12 protein-coding genes, 1 tRNA gene and 1 other RNA gene are annotated in these 14,718 nt (G+C 29.6%); 9 read left to right on the top strand and 5 right to left on the bottom strand.

Translation table 11 applies throughout. The features are described 5' to 3' along the window. The coding region (locus AC8IGH_RS03550; protein ID WP_507419342.1) for a pyridoxal phosphate-dependent aminotransferase at nucleotides 1-893 on the top strand (893 nt) is incomplete at its 5' end. Nucleotides 894-895: 2 nt separating this feature from the next. On the opposite strand, the gene trxB is transcribed toward AC8IGH_RS03550, so the two are convergent. Next, nucleotides 896-1,837 (bottom strand): thioredoxin-disulfide reductase, encoded by a 942-nt coding sequence (trxB, locus tag AC8IGH_RS03545; RefSeq protein ID WP_507419341.1) that lies wholly within the window; start codon nucleotides 1,835-1,837, stop codon nucleotides 896-898. A 47-nt stretch (nucleotides 1,838-1,884) separates the two neighbouring features. Here trxB and AC8IGH_RS03540 point away from each other — a divergent pair, with 47 nt between their 5' ends. Beyond that, nucleotides 1,885-2,829, top strand: a complete 945-nt coding sequence (locus tag AC8IGH_RS03540) for a mitochondrial fission ELM1 family protein (protein ID WP_507419340.1) — start codon at nucleotides 1,885-1,887, stop codon at nucleotides 2,827-2,829. Nucleotides 2,830-2,833: 4 nt separating this feature from the next. Next, nucleotides 2,834-3,490, top strand: coding sequence for a hypothetical protein (locus AC8IGH_RS03535; RefSeq protein WP_507419339.1), 657 nt, complete (start codon nucleotides 2,834-2,836; stop codon nucleotides 3,488-3,490). Here the strand turns inward: AC8IGH_RS03535 and carB are convergent. Together carB and carA are read right to left on the bottom strand one after the other, a co-directional pair. Beyond that, nucleotides 3,487-6,702, bottom strand: a complete 3,216-nt coding sequence (carB, locus tag AC8IGH_RS03530; RefSeq protein WP_507419338.1) for a carbamoyl-phosphate synthase large subunit — start codon at nucleotides 6,700-6,702, stop codon at nucleotides 3,487-3,489. The genes AC8IGH_RS03535 and carB overlap by 4 nt on opposite strands. Continuing rightward, nucleotides 6,695-7,888 carry a glutamine-hydrolyzing carbamoyl-phosphate synthase small subunit gene (gene carA, locus AC8IGH_RS03525; RefSeq protein ID WP_507419337.1) on the bottom strand — a complete coding sequence of 398 codons (1,194 nt, stop codon included), beginning with the start codon at nucleotides 7,886-7,888 and terminating at the stop codon, nucleotides 6,695-6,697. Before carA ends, carB begins: the two co-directional genes overlap by 8 nt. 129 nt (nucleotides 7,889-8,017) lie before the next feature. On the opposite strand from carA, the gene AC8IGH_RS03520 reads away from it, so the two are divergent. The 4 genes from AC8IGH_RS03520 to AC8IGH_RS03505 all read left to right on the top strand — a co-directional run bounded on the left by AC8IGH_RS03520 (nucleotide 8,018) and on the right by AC8IGH_RS03505 (nucleotide 12,285). After that, the gene (locus AC8IGH_RS03520) at nucleotides 8,018-8,482 is read left to right on the top strand and encodes a GatB/YqeY domain-containing protein (RefSeq protein WP_507419336.1); all 465 of its coding nucleotides are present in this window, start codon (nucleotides 8,018-8,020) and stop codon (nucleotides 8,480-8,482) included. After that, a complete protein-coding gene (dnaG, locus tag AC8IGH_RS03515) occupies nucleotides 8,479-10,239 on the top strand; it encodes a DNA primase (protein ID WP_507419335.1) in 1,761 nt (586 codons plus the stop codon). Before AC8IGH_RS03520 ends, dnaG begins: the two co-directional genes overlap by 4 nt. 52 nt (nucleotides 10,240-10,291) lie before the next feature. Continuing rightward, the gene (gene rpoD, locus AC8IGH_RS03510) at nucleotides 10,292-12,163 is read left to right on the top strand and encodes an RNA polymerase sigma factor RpoD (RefSeq protein WP_507419334.1); all 1,872 of its coding nucleotides are present in this window, start codon (nucleotides 10,292-10,294) and stop codon (nucleotides 12,161-12,163) included. Between the two features lie 45 nt (nucleotides 12,164-12,208). Then, nucleotides 12,209-12,285, top strand: a tRNA-Ile gene (locus AC8IGH_RS03505). 7 nt (nucleotides 12,286-12,292) lie between these two features. Here AC8IGH_RS03505 and AC8IGH_RS03500 read toward each other — a convergent pair. Together AC8IGH_RS03500 and AC8IGH_RS03495 are read right to left on the bottom strand one after the other, a co-directional pair. Further along, on the bottom strand, nucleotides 12,293-12,892 hold the full coding sequence (locus AC8IGH_RS03500) for an MlaC/ttg2D family ABC transporter substrate-binding protein (RefSeq protein WP_507419333.1): 600 nt from the start codon (nucleotides 12,890-12,892) through the stop codon (nucleotides 12,293-12,295). A gap of 18 nt (nucleotides 12,893-12,910) precedes the next feature. Next, nucleotides 12,911-13,666, bottom strand: coding sequence for an MlaA family lipoprotein (locus AC8IGH_RS03495; protein WP_507419332.1), 756 nt, complete (start codon nucleotides 13,664-13,666; stop codon nucleotides 12,911-12,913). A gap of 97 nt (nucleotides 13,667-13,763) precedes the next feature. Between AC8IGH_RS03495 and AC8IGH_RS03490 the strand changes: the two genes are divergently transcribed. Continuing rightward, nucleotides 13,764-14,483, top strand: a complete 720-nt coding sequence (locus tag AC8IGH_RS03490; protein WP_507419331.1) for an N-acetylmuramoyl-L-alanine amidase — start codon at nucleotides 13,764-13,766, stop codon at nucleotides 14,481-14,483. A 40-nt stretch (nucleotides 14,484-14,523) separates the two neighbouring features. Then, nucleotides 14,524-14,718: RNase P RNA component class A (gene rnpB / locus AC8IGH_RS03485), an RNA gene on the top strand; the annotation flags it as partial.

Here is a 14,718-nt window from a genome sequence, read left to right as displayed (position 1 = left end):
TTGCAACTATTAATCCAGGCGATGAAGTTATTATTCCAGCGCCTTATTGGGTTTCGTATCCTGACATGGTTTTATTGGCTGGAGGAACTCCTAAATTTGTAGAGTGTGATGAGCGAAGTGATTTCAAAATTTCTGCTGATCAGCTTGATAAAATGATAACAACTAAGACAAAGTGGTTTATTTTAAACTCACCAGGAAATCCAACGGGAATGTGCTATTCAAGATCAGAATTAACAGAGTTAGTAAAAGTCTTAAAAAAACATAAACATGTAAATATTTTAACAGATGATATTTATGAGCATATCATTTACCAAGACAAAGGTTCAAATGACTCAAAATTTGTAAATATTTTAGAAATAGATAATTCTTTAAGCGATAGAACTCTAGTCGTAAATGGAGTTAGTAAAGCGTATGCAATGACAGGATGGAGAATTGGTTATGCCGCAGGCTCAAAAACTTTAATAAAAGCAATACAAAAGATTCAATCTCAATCTACAACTAATCCATCTTCTATTAGTCAGGCAGCAGCAGTTGAGGCACTAAATGGAGATCAGAGCTTTATTAATCCTAGGGCTATAGAATTTAAAAAGAGAAGAGATTTTGTTGTTAGTGCTTTAAATAATACCAAAGGATTAACCTGCGTTAATCCACAAGGTGCCTTTTATGTTTTTCCAAATTGTAAAAAATTAATGAACAAAAAAACATCTAGTGGAAAGGTTATTAAAAATGATACAGATTTTGCAACTTACTTATTAGAAGAAACTGGCGTTGCTATTGTTCAAGGCTCAGCATTCGGGTTAGAAGGTTATTTTAGAATTTCTTATGCAACTTCTATGCAGATTTTAGAAAAAGCTGTAGCTAAAATTAAAAGTTTTTGTGAAAGTTTAAAATAGTTTTAGTGATTAGATAAATATCTCTCAGCTTCAAGAGCAGCCATACATCCCATTCCTGCAGCTGTAACAGCTTGTCTGTATAATTTATCTTTCACATCTCCCGCAGCAAATACTCCAGGAATATTAGTTTTTGTGGAGTCGGGTTGAGTTGTTATATAACCGCTGCTATCCATATTAATTTGCCCTTTAAACAAAGCTGTTGCTGGATCGTGTCCAATTGCAACAAAAAGTCCGTGAGTTTGCAGTTCTGTAAATGTGTTTGTTTTAATATTTTTTAATTTAACTGCAGTTACCCCTTTAGGATTTTCTGTCCCAATAATTTCCGAGATAACACTATCCCAAATCACATTGATTTTAGGATGAGAAAATAATTTTTTTTGCAACAATTTTTCAGCTTTTAATTCATTTTTTCTATGAACAAGCGTTATTTTTTTTGCAAAATTTGTAAGAAATAAAGACTCTTCAACTGCAGAATTTCCACCTCCCACAACAACAACATCTTTATTTTTATAAAAGAATCCGTCACAAGTTGCACAAGCAGAAACACCAAATCCTTTATATTTTTCTTCAGAGTCTAAATTTAGCCATCTTGCCTGCGCGCCAGTTGAAATAATAACACTTTCAGCAAGGTAATGATTTCCAGAGTCTCCAATTATTTCGAAAGGTTTTTTATTAAAGTTAACTTTAGAAATGTGATCTTCTATAAATTTTGTACCAACCTTTAATGCTTGTTCTTTCATTTGCTCCATTAACCAAGGACCTTGTATTACATCTGCAAATCCAGGAAAATTTTCAACATCAGTAGTGATCGTTAACTGACCACCTGGCTGTGAACCAGCAATAAGAACCGGTTCAAGCATTGCTCTTGCAGCATAAATAGCTGCTGTATATCCTGCGGGACCTGATCCAATAATAATTACTTTATTTACCTTATCGACATTCATTGTAGATTTTAATTAATAATACTTATAATTAATTATCATTTTAAACAATGAGATATTTTAAAGCATTATTATTAACTGAAGGAGCTCATGGTATGGTGAGTCAAGTAGAGGGTTTAGCAAAAGCTTTAAAATTGGATTTTAGTCATTGTTTTGTAAATCTAAAAAAACCTTGGAGATTTTTTCCGATAAATTTAGTTCCTGTTAGTAAATCTGTTGTTCATGGTAAAATTCCTAATCAAATAGAAAATCAAGTTTTAATTTCATGTGGAAAAAATAGCATCATTTCTTCTTTGCTTTTAAAAAGAAATAATAAAAACTTATTTAATATTCATATTCAGAATCCTAAAATAAAATTTTCAAATTTTGACTTAATTGTTGCTCCTGAGCATGACCAAATAAGAGGCAGTAATATATTAAGCACATTTGGAGCTCTTCACTATATTACTAAAAAAGAGATAGAGAGTAGTATTAATTTTTTCTCAAAATATAATTTATCTGATAATGATAAAATTGTTTCTTTAATTTTAGGTGGACCTAATAGATACTATAATTTTAATGAGATTGATCTTGGAAATATTTTTTTATCAATAAAAGATAATTTTTTAGATAAAGGTTTTAAATTAATACTTATTAGATCAAGAAGAACACCAGATAATATTATTGATTTTGCTAAAAAATTTTTTTTAGATAAAGCAGTTATTATTGATTTTGTTAGTAAGGAATTTTATTTATCAGCTCTTAAACTATCTAAAATAATTATTGTAACTTGCGATTCTACTTCAATGATTTCTGAGTGCGCGATCTCACAAAAGCCGATATTTGTAGCTAAAATGAGAGCAAAAAAAAGAAATACAAGATTTGAATATTTTCTTAATAGTTTTAGAGAAAAAGGAATTATAAGATTTTTAGGAGAAAATGTAGATTATTGGGAATACCCAGTGTTAGATGAGACAAATCGAATTGCAACAATAATAAAAGAAAGGTTAAATTAAATTTATGAGTTTTTTAAAATCTTTTCAGACTAATTCAGTTTATTCAAGTTATCCGTTTGATCATTGGGAATTAACAGAGCCTTTAACAAATGAACAAATAAAAGAGATTTGTGAGGCAAAAGTCCCAGATGTTAAAATTGATTTTGATGGCACTAGAGCAGTAGATGGGGGTGCAGGTGTGTACAGATCTGGAGATCCAACAGGGGGTAAAGCAGGAAAGATAAGAGAGTTTGTTACAAAAGATAATTATAAAAACTATCCACATTTAAAAAAATTCATTGATGAATTATGCAAAATGGAAACAGCAAAATTTATCGGCTCAAAAATTAAGAAAGATTTAACCAAATCTTATGTACGCGTTGAGATTATTGCTGATAGAGTTGGTTTTTGGCTAAAACCTCATTGTGATATTAAAGAAAAATTAATGTCCTGCCTATTATTTGCAAATCCAGACAATTTTGAATCTGAGGAATTGGGTACAGATTTTTATGATAAGAATTTAAAGTTAGTAAAGACTGTTCCTTATAAAAATAATTATGGATATGTTTTTACAAGTGGTCCAGATACTTGGCATGGATTAGAGAAAAAAGAAATCAAAAGAGACAGAAGATGTCTGCAAGTAAATTATGTAACTTTTGAAACTGATTGGAAAGTTAATTAATCTATATCCTGCAAAGCAAGAACCTCAAATTTGGAATTTTTTAAAGATTTAATAGCTTCAGTAATTGCATTGGCTCCGGCTATTGTTGTGTAGTATGGCGTTCCACTTGTAAGCGCTGCTCTTCTAAGGGAAAAAGAGTCCTTAATAGATTGTTTTCCTTGAGATGTATTTATAACTAAAGAAATTTTCTTTTCATTAAGTGCTTCTTCGATATGTGGTTTCCCCTCCATAACTTTATTGATTTTTTTACATTCAATTCCTGATAAATTTAAAAAATCACAAGTTCCAGAAGTTGCAAGAATTTCAAATCCTGTTTTTCTAATTTCTTGCGCAATTTTTAAGATATGTTTTCTATCATCTTTTTTAACTGATAAGAAAGCTACACCGGATTTTGGAATTTTATTACCTGTAGCAAATTGGCTTTTTGCGAACGCTAGTCCAAATGAATTATCAATCCCCATAACCTCTCCTGTTGATTTCATTTCAGGTCCTAATAAGGTATCGACATTTGGAAATTTGTTAAAAGGAAACACTGCTTCTTTAACAGAATATAATTTGTGATTCTTTTTATTTAAATTCAGATCTTTTAATTTTAAACCCGTCATTATTTTAGTTGCAATTTTTGCAACAGGTACACCAATAGATTTTGCAACAAACGGAACAGTTCTGCTGGCTCTTGGATTTACTTCCAAAACATAAACTTGATCATCTTTTACGGCAAATTGAATATTTAAAAGACCTAATACTTTTAAGCCAAAGGCAATTTTCTTTGTTTGTTTTGATATTTCATCAATAATATTCTGTTTTAATGAATAGGGGGGAATGCAACATGCAGAATCTCCCGAATGAATCCCTGCCTCCTCAATATGTTCCATTATGCCTGCAATAAAAACATCTTTACCATCACAAATGGCATCAACATCAACTTCTATTGCATCGTTAATAAATTTATCTATTAAAACAGGTTCTTTTCCTGAAACTTTAACTGCTTCTTTTATATATTTTTTAAGTTGATCTTCGTCGTATACAATTTCCATAGCTCTACCACCTAAAACATATGAGGGTCTAATGACTATTGGAAAATTTATTTTTTTTGCTATTTCAAGTGCTTCAGCCTCAGATCTTGCAAGTCCACTTTCTGCCTGAAGCAATTCTTCTTTGATTACAAAATTTTTAAATTTTTCTCTATCTTCAGCAAGATCGATAGATTCAAGTTGAGTTCCTAAAATTGGGATATTATTTTCATGAATAAATTTTGCAAGTTTTAATGGAGTTTGGCCTCCAAATTGAACTATAACGCCAAAAAGAGAACCATTACTTTTTTCTTTATTAATAATTTCAATTACATGCTCTTCAGTTAAAGGCTCAAAATATAATCTATCACTTGTATCATAGTCAGTTGAAACTGTTTCTGGATTGCAATTAATCATGATGGTTTCGTAATTGACTTCTTTTAATGCGTAACTTGCCTGACAACAGCAGTAATCAAATTCTACTCCTTGTCCTATTCTATTTGGTCCACTACCTAGAATAATAACTTTTTTCTTATTTGTTGGCTCAGACTCGCAAGCACTTAGATCGTCATTACCGTAAGTAGAGTACATATAAGGGGTTTTAGATTCAAACTCTCCAGCGCAAGTATCAATTTTTTTGTATATAGGGTGGATTTTAAATTTATTTCTAGCGGATCTTACATCGTTACTTTTTATTTTTAAAATTTTTGCAATTTTTTTATCTGAAAAACCTATTGATTTAATATATTGTAGTTTTTTTTTATTATTTAAAACATCTTCATCTTTAATTTGACTTTCTACAATAACTAATTCTTGTATTTGCTCTAAGAACCACTTATCTATTTTTGTCATTTCGTAGATTTGATCTAGTTTAAAATTTCTTCTAAAAGCCTCAGCCACATAAAGTATTTTTTGTGGAGTTCTTTCTATGAGTTTTTTCTGCAAATCTTGAATATTTATTTCTTCGTTCTGATCAAAGCCATCAAGTCCAATTTCTAAAGAACCCAATGCTTTTTGAACGGATTCTTTAAAATTTCCTCCAATCGACATTACTTCACCAACAGACTTCATAGCCGTTCCCAGAATTGCTTCAGTATTTTTAAATTTTTCAAATGCAAATCTTGGAATTTTAGTTACCACATAATCTATAGTTGGCTCAAAGGAAGCGGGGGTAGTTCCAGTTATTTCATTCTTTAATTCATCTAAAGTATAACCAACAGCAAGTTTTGCAGCTACTTTTGCAATAGGAAAACCTGTTGCTTTTGATGCCAACGCAGAGGATCTAGAAACTCTTGGATTCATCTCAATAATAATCATCCTTCCATTTTTCGGATTGATTGCAAATTGAACATTTGAACCTCCTGTTTCAACTCCAATTTTTCTAATACATTTAAAAGAAGCATCTCTCATGATTTGATATTCTTTATCAGTCAAAGTTAATGCTGGAGCTACAGTAATAGAGTCACCAGTATGGATTCCCATTGGATCAACATTTTCAATAGAACAAATAATTATACAATTATCGTTTTTATCTCTCACAACTTCCATTTCAAATTCTTTCCAGCCTAATAAAGATTCTTCTATTAAGACTTCTTTTGTTGGAGAAAGATCAAGACCATTGGTTATTATCTTTAAATATTCTTCTTCAGTGTAAGCAATTCCACCACCAGATCCTCCGAGAGTAAAAGAAGGCCTGATAATTGCTGGTAGGCCAATTGACTGTAAACTTTTTTTTGCATCTTCAACTGATCTACAGATAGTAGACTTTGCACATTCAAGACCAATATCGGTCATATTTTTTTTAAATTTTTCTCTGTCTTCAGCATTTTCTATAGCTTCAGAATTAGCGCCTATTAATTCAATATTATATTTTTTTAGAATTCCTTCTTTCTTAAGAGCCATGGCAGCATTAAGTGCGGTTTGACCTCCCATAGTGGGCAATATCGCGTCAGGTTTTTCTTTTTTAATAATTTCCTCTATAATTTCAGTAGTTATGGGCTCAATATAAGTTTTATCAGCAACATCAGGATCAGTCATAATAGTAGCAGGATTTGAATTGATAAGAATAATTCTATAACCATCAGATCTTAGTGCTTTACATGCCTGTGTTCCTGAATAGTCAAATTCGCATGCTTGACCAATAACAATAGGTCCAGCTCCAATAACTAAAATTGATTTTATATCTTTTCTTTTAGGCATTAATTTTATTTTTTTTTATTAAATTTATAAAATCTGCAAAAAGATAATTACTATCGTGCGGTCCAGGAGAGGATTCAGGATGATATTGTACAGAAAATACAGGTTTGCTTTTTGATTTTATCCCTTCAATAGAAGCATCAAAAAGAGATATATGAGTAATTTCAATATCTTTAGGCAAACTATCTTTTGTGACTTCAAAACCATGATTTTGACTTGTAATTTCTACTTTATTATTTTTTAGATTTTTGACTGGATGATTTGCTCCTCGATGTCCTTGATGCATTCTTTTTGTTTTTGCACCAAGACTTAAAGCTAGCAGTTGATGGCCTAGGCATATCCCAAAAATAGGAGTGTTTGATGATATTATTTCCTGAATTATTTTAATTGCATACTTTCCTGTAAGATCTGGGTCTCCTGGTCCATTAGACAAAAAAACACCATCAGGCTTTAAAGCAAGTATATCATTAGAAGAGGTTGTTGAGGGAACAACAGTTACTTTGCAGCCTAGCTCAGAAAGATTTCTCAAAATATTAGTTTTGATACCGTAATCAATTGCAACAATATTGTATTTATTATTTTTTTGAACCTCATAACCTTTTGTATTCCACAATTTGTTTCCAATCCATTGATATGATTTTTTGCAAGTAACTTCTTTAGTAAGATCTAAATTTTCTAAACTTGGTAATTTTTTTGTAATTTCTAAAAGTTCTTTGCTATTATGTTTGTTGTCTTCTTTAAAAGCTATTGTTGCTTTTTTTGGTCCAAATTTTCTTATTTTTAAAGTAAGTTTTCTAGTATCAATTCCATAAATTGCAGTAATGTTATTTTTTTTTAACCATTGATCTAAATTCTCCAAGGCTCTGTAATTTGATGAATGCGAAACTTCAGCATTAAATATTGCGCCTTTAACCCAAGTATTTTCACATTCCAGATCTTCATTATTAGCACCTACATTACCAATATGTGGAAAAGTAAAATTTATAATTTGCCCAGAGTAAGAGGGGTCAGTTAGTATTTCTTGGTAGCCAGTTATAGATGTATTAAAACATATCTCGCCGGAAGAAGTTCCAAATGCACCAATTCCAAATCCATGGAATTCTTCTCCGTCTTCAAGAATTAAAATAGCATTAGGGTTAATGGAATTTTTTATTTTGTATTTAATTTCTAAATTATTTTCTTTAGACAAATACAACCCATGAGTTAAGAGCTTTTAAGTTATTTAAAAGTTGGCGAACATTATGAAAAAGTTAATCGCCAGTCAAGTTGGTAATATTTTCTTTTGAGCAATTGGTTTATTTAGAGTAATTTAAAACTTATGAATTTATTAGATAAGGTAAACGCCCAATTAAAAGAATCAGCACTTAAACAAGATAAAGATAAGGTTCTTACTTTAAGATTAATAGTTTCTGCTTTGAAAGATAAAGAAATAGAAAAAAGAGGAACTGGACTAAAAGATACCTCAATCAAGGATGAAGATGTAATTGTGGTTCTAAACAAAATGTTAAAACAAAGAAGAGAATCATTAGAAATTTATAAAAAAGCCTCGAGAAATGACTTGGCAGAAAAAGAAAATAAGGAAATAAATATTATTAAAGAATTTCTTCCAAAACAACTAGATGATAACGAAACTAAAAAAGCTTGCGAAAGCGCAATTAAGGAATCTTTAGCAGTATCAGTTAAGGATATGGGCAAAGCGATGGCAATTTTAAAAACTAAATACTCTGGGAGTATAGATTTTTCTAAAGCAGGAGCATTATTAAAAGAACTATTAAGTAAATGAAATTTCCAAAAGAGTATTTAGAAGAGATTAAACAAAGGATAAAAGTCTCCGATATAGTTGGATCTACAGTTCAATTAAAAAGAAGAGGCAGAGAATTTGTAGGCTTATCTCCATTTTCAAAAGAAAAAACGCCATCATTTACTATCAATGATGAAAAGGGATTTTATCATTGTTTTAGCTCTGGAGAGCATGGGAATATTTTTGATTTTTTAGTTAAAGTTGAAAAATTAAATTTTGGTGATGCAGTTAGAAAGTTAGCAGCAAAGGCCGGTATGCCAGCATTTAAATTTACTAAAGAAAATATTGAAGTGGAAAATAAAAGAAAAAAATATGATGAAATATTAACAATTGCTTTACAAAATTATCAAAAAAATTTTTATGAGAATGAAAGTGTTAAAAAATATGCTCTCGGTAGAGGTTTGACAGAAGAAATATTATCTGCATTTAAAATAGGCTATTCAGGAGAATCTGGTTTGAATATTTCATTGTTTGGTAATTTTAATAAAAAAGAACTTATTGATAGTGGAGTATTTTTTCATGATGAGAAAAATAATAAACTAGTTGATCGATTTAAAAATAGATTAATTTTTCCAATTTTTGATTTTAATAGTAAGATTATTGGATTTGGCGGAAGAGCATTAACTCAGAATTACTTAGCAAAATATATTAACTCACCTGAAACTGAATTTTTTAAAAAAGGTTATAATTTATATAATTTAAATAATGCTAAAAACGAAAATAAAAAAAGTGGAGTTGTTTTTGTTGTTGAGGGGTACATGGATGCAATTAGTCTTTATCAAGCTGGTTTTAAAAATGTAGTTGCAACACTTGGTACCGCAATGACTGAATCCCATTTAAATTTAATATGGCGTTACTTTAACGATCCTGTTGTTTGTTTTGATGGTGATAAAAGTGGGCAAAATGCTGCTCACAAAATTTCTGAAAAGTTAATTGCTTATATGAAGCCAAATTATTCATTATCATTTCTAATTTTACCAAATGGTTTTGACCCAGATTCCTTTGTAAGAAAAAATGGAAAGAATAATTTTGAAAGTTTATTAGATCAAAAAATCGATGTTGGTAACTTTATTTTTGAAAATAATTTACAAGATTTGCAATCAGAACAACCTGAAGAAAGGGCTGGTTTTGAAAAAAAATTAATGGACCTGTGTTTATTAATTCAAGATGCAACTGTAAAAAAACATTATATAAGTTTTTTTAAGAATAAAATATTTGAACAATTTTCAAATAGAAAAGTTAAGAATCTTAAACCACTTAAAAAGACTAAAGAGCTTACAAGAAAAATTACAAGATATTCATCTTTTGAACTCAAAGAATTTTCTTTGATGTATCTTTTCTTAAATAATATCCAAATTTTAAAAAACCAATACAAAAAAATTTCATTAATTAATTTTCATAATAAAAATTTAGAAGAATTAAAAAAAGTTCTAATTAATATTTTAGAAAAGATAGATACTTTCAAAGAATTTAATTTATTTAAGCAATTAGAAAAAAATAATTTTGATCAAATTATTAAAGATATAAATGAGTTTTCATCTATAAAAGGAATTTCAGAAAATTTAGATGAAGAAAAGTTCGATAATTTTTTAGAGGATTTGATTGAACAAGTTAATAAATTGAGATTGGAGAGCAAATTAAAAGATGCTGAAGAATCATTATCTAAAAATATGAATGAGGCTCAGTATAACGAACTTTTGTCTCTAAAAGAGCAGATTGTAGCATCAAAAAAAGTCTAGTAATTTACTATCCTAGTAAATATATATACTGCTCCAATAAACAGATATTAAAGTGAAAGCAGATAAGCTTATTTCAAAATCATTTGAAAAATTGCTTGAGCGAGGAAAAGCTCGAGGTTTTATTACTCATGAGGAATTAAAAAAATCTTTAGGAAAAAGAAATAGTAATCCTGAAAGTTTAGAAAAAGCAGTTTTAAATATTTTTGATAATCTTATAACCTTAGTAAAACAAAAATCTGATTTTAAAGTTAAGACCAAAGAAGAAGCACCAAAAGCTGAAAAAACCTCTGAAAGAAGCGACGATCCAATTAGAATGTACCTTAGAGAGATGGGAGGAGTTGAACTTCTATCTAGAGAAGGTGAGATCGCAATCGCTAAAAGAATAGAATCTGGAAAATATGTAATGGTTTCCGCTCTAGCGGAAAGCCCATTAATGGCAAAAAAAATATTCGAATGGAAAGACAAACTAAATGCTAACGAAATGTTAGTTAGAGATATAATTGATCTTGATAGTAATTATTTAGAAGATGAAAATTTTACCAAAGCTCTAGCTGCTAAAAGTATTGAAAAAGTAGCTAAAGAGCCTAAGTCAAAAAAAGATAAAGAGGAAGATCCAGATAATAAGAGTGTTGAGGCTATAGAAGAAGAAAATGATGAATATAATATTTCATTAGCTGCTCTTGAAATTGAGCTTAAGCCTAAAATTTTAAAAACTTTTGAAAAATTATCAAAAAATTATAAAAAACTTATTTCCTATCAAAAAGAAAAGTTAGAAACTGTGCTTTCTCGATCTAAGTTTAGCGCAAGTAAAGAAAAAAATTATCAATCAATTAAAGAAGAAATTAGCCAAGATATATTGCAATTACAATTAAACCCTGCAACGCAAGAAGAGTTAGTTCAACTAAATTATGTTGAAAATAAAAAATTAATAAATTTTGATGGAGAACTTTTAAGACTTTCTTCTAAGCACGGAATTCCTAGAGAAGAATTTATAAAATTTTATGTAGGAAATGAGATCAATCCAAATTTTGAAAGTTTTTTAGGAGAAAATAAAAAATGGCATAATTTTTTTACTAAAGAGAAAAAAGAATATGAAAATATTAAAAATAAATTAGTTCAAATCAGCAAAGATATAGGATTACCTGTCTCAGATTTTAAAATTTTAGTTAATAAAATTAAAAAAGGTGAAAGAGAGTCTAGAATAGCTAAAAAAGAAATGATCGAAGCTAATTTAAGATTAGTTATTTCGATTGCAAAAAAATATACAAACAGAGGATTACAATTCCTTGATTTAATTCAAGAAGGTAACATTGGACTTATGAAAGCGGTTGATAAATTTGAATATAGAAGAGGTTACAAATTTTCAACTTATGCAACATGGTGGATTAGACAGGCGATCACAAGATCCATAGCAGATCAGGCAAGAACTATTAGAATACCAGTGCATATGATTGAGACAATTAATAAGATTGTAAGAACATCAAGGCAAATGCTTAGTGAATTTGGACGAGAACCCACGCCAGAAGAGTTAGCGAAAAAGTTGGCTATGCCTTTAGATAAAGTTAGAAAAGTATTAAAAATTGCTAAAGAGCCAGTATCTCTTGAAACGCCAGTTGGAGATGAAGAAGACAGTAATTTAGGAGATTTTATAGAAGATAAGAATGCATTAATACCTGTTGATGCTGCAATTCAAAGCGGCCTTAGAAATACAACTACAAAAATTTTAGCAACATTAACACCAAGAGAAGAAAGAGTTTTAAGAATGCGTTTTGGAATTGGAATGAATACGGATCATACTTTAGAGGAAGTAGGTCAACAGTTCTCAGTCACTCGTGAAAGGATTAGACAAATTGAAGCTAAAGCTTTAAGAAAATTAAAACATCCTAGCAGATCAAGACAATTAAAAAGTTTCTTTGATAGTTAAAATTTAGTTAATAAACTATATTTTTAATGTTATATCCGTTGAAACGGGCCTGTAGCTCAGCTGGTTAGAGCCCCCCGCTCATAACGGGGTTGTCCGGGGTTCAAATCCCTGCGGGCCCACCAATTTAATCTAATTTGATTTATTGAAATTTTCTAAAGCGCTAATTACTCCAGCAAAACCTTTGCTAGCAATTATTGATGCAAATTCTTCTTTTTGTGTTCTTGCTAAACTTAATCCTTCAACAACTAAATCTCTTGCGAGAAGTTTAGAGTCTTTAGTATAAATTCTCCAATCAACATTAATTTCTTGCGCATCTTTTTTTGAAAAAATCTTAGTGCTTACAATAATATTATTTTCATTAATTTTTTTTGAGTCTAAAATTTTAAGTTCTTGATCTGCAAAATCATTTAATTTTGAAGACATATTTTTTATGAAATATTCTCTAAATAGTTTATTAAAACTATCTTTCTCAGTTGCTGTTGCTTTTTCTCTATAATCACCAAGGGTATAACCTGCAAGAGCATCTAAATCTAAATATTTTGCAGAAAGATCATTAAGTTTTGTTAGTCTTGAGTCTTTACTAAGTGACTTGTCATTAAATATAATCTTGGCATCATTTGTTAATTTAAGAACAAAAGCCTCAGCATTAGTTTCTGCCGAGTTAGAATTAGATGATATTAATAAGATTACGCTTATATAAGAGAATATTTTTTTAATCAAAGATGACATTTTTATTAATTAGAAATATTATCTAATTTTTTTCCAATCATCGTCATCTGCTCCGTACTGACTTTCTGATCTTTTGACGTTTTTAACTAAGTTCTCTCTTCTTTGTAAATATAAACTTTTATATGCAGAATAAAGATCTAAAGAATTTTTTTCTAAATTTTCTGAGCTTTTAATATTTTGTGATCTAAAATTAATAATCTCAGTCCCCTTTGTTGACCAATAAACTGTATCTCCAAGATTTTCTCCAAATGCAGTTCTGTTACCAGCTGATATCATATAAAAATAATCTCCATAAATTCCAAGAATTCTTCCAAAGGCATCTCTAGGAGATGCAGGTCCTAAAAATGGAACCACAGCATAGCAACCATGACCAACCCCCCAAACAGCAAGAGTTTGACCAAAGTCTTCTCTGTTAGTTTTTTCAATTCCAAGGGCTGTTGCCGGATCAAATAAACCTAGAATTCCAACCGTAGAATTTATTGTAAATCGTGTAACAGTTATTGCTGCTTCACCAAAGTTACCTTGTAAAATTTGGTTTGGAACAGTAAGCGTAGAATCAATATTTAATAAAGCATTATTAATTCCACTTCTAATTTCAACCGGCAGAACATTATAAACTTCTGCAATTGGTTTAAAAAAATATTTATCAACTGACATGTTAAAACTGAATACAGCTCTATTGATGCTTTCGTTGCAATCAGGAAGATCCGCTGCGTAGACAATTTTTGAGTTGAATACTGTTAAGAAAGCAAAAACTAGAATAATTTTTTTCATAATCTTAAGGTTTCTATATATACATATTTTTTATAATTAAATATTAAAAACGCCGCAGAAATTTTATGCTTTTTAGTGTATTTTAATAGGCTTAACTATGAAAATTAAGCATTTAAAATCGCCTAATTATGTCTTTTGTAAAAAAAGACGTAATATTAATTCAATTGTTATTCATTATACGGGAATGAGGTCTTTACAATTAGCACTAGAAAGACTTCTTTCGGAAAAACATGAAGTTAGCAGTCATTATCTTATAAGCAGGGCTGGAAAAGTTTTTCAATTAGTCAAAGATAATAATATCGCCTGGCACGCAGGTAGATCAAACTGGTTTAATTTTAAAAATTTAAATAAAGATTCTATTGGAATTGAACTTGAGAATAAAGGTCATCAATATGGTTATCAAGATTTTTCAAAAAGACAAATTGCAAAACTTATAAATATATTAAAAATATTAAAAAAAAAATTTAATATCTCAAATATTAATATTACTGGTCATTCAGATATTGCTCCAAATAGAAAAAAAGATCCTGGTGAGAAATTTCCTTGGAAAAAACTTTATAAAAATAATTTAGCGATCTTTCATTCCCTAGATGAAAGATTTATAAATAATTTTAGATTAAAAAAATTAATAAATGTTGAAAAAAAAGATATGTTGAAGATGATAAAAAAGCTAGGATATTCAAGGGTTTTAACATCAGGTCAGTTAGATAAAAATTTTATAAAAAGTTTTCAAAGGAGATACAGACAGCAGTTAATTAATGGTATTTTTGATCAAGAATGTTATTTGATATTAAATAATTTACAAAGATTCATTTAATAGTTGAATTTTTATTTTACCTAATATATTATTTTCAGTGCCAGTTAGTTGAATGGTAGCTTTGATATTTTCAAAGAGGAAAGTCTGGGCTCCACAAGATAACAGTGCCAGTTAATAGCTGGCGAGGGTGACCTCAGGGATAGTGCCACAGAAAATATACCGCCTTATCAAGGCAAGGGTGAAAAGGTGTGGTAAGAGCACACCGGGTTTTTGGTAACAAAAACCGCATGGAAAA

The sequence above is a fragment of the Candidatus Allofontibacter sp. genome (assembly GCF_038145245.1).
Taxonomy (GTDB): Bacteria; Pseudomonadota; Alphaproteobacteria; order Pelagibacterales; family Pelagibacteraceae; genus Fontibacterium.
The sequence above is the reverse complement of the archived record's forward strand: the minus strand, read 5'-3'. Positions and strand labels throughout refer to the sequence as shown.

Excerpts from the sequence above, each read along its gene's own strand:
- AC8IGH_RS03490 (WP_507419331.1), top strand. The coding sequence starts at position 13,764 with ATGAAAATTAAGCATTTAAAATCGCCTAATTATGTCTTTTGTAAAAAA.
- AC8IGH_RS03535 (WP_507419339.1), top strand. The coding sequence starts at position 2,834 with ATGAGTTTTTTAAAATCTTTTCAGACTAATTCAGTTTATTCAAGTTAT.
- carB (WP_507419338.1), bottom strand. The coding sequence starts at position 6,702 with ATGCCTAAAAGAAAAGATATAAAATCAATTTTAGTTATTGGAGCTGGA.
- AC8IGH_RS03540 (WP_507419340.1), top strand. The coding sequence starts at position 1,885 with ATGAGATATTTTAAAGCATTATTATTAACTGAAGGAGCTCATGGTATG.
- AC8IGH_RS03520 (WP_507419336.1), top strand. The coding sequence starts at position 8,018 with ATGAATTTATTAGATAAGGTAAACGCCCAATTAAAAGAATCAGCACTT.
- trxB (WP_507419341.1), bottom strand. The coding sequence starts at position 1,837 with ATGAATGTCGATAAGGTAAATAAAGTAATTATTATTGGATCAGGTCCC.
- AC8IGH_RS03495 (WP_507419332.1), bottom strand. The coding sequence starts at position 13,666 with ATGAAAAAAATTATTCTAGTTTTTGCTTTCTTAACAGTATTCAACTCA.
- dnaG (WP_507419335.1), top strand. The coding sequence starts at position 8,479 with ATGAAATTTCCAAAAGAGTATTTAGAAGAGATTAAACAAAGGATAAAA.
- AC8IGH_RS03500 (WP_507419333.1), bottom strand. The coding sequence starts at position 12,892 with ATGTCATCTTTGATTAAAAAAATATTCTCTTATATAAGCGTAATCTTA.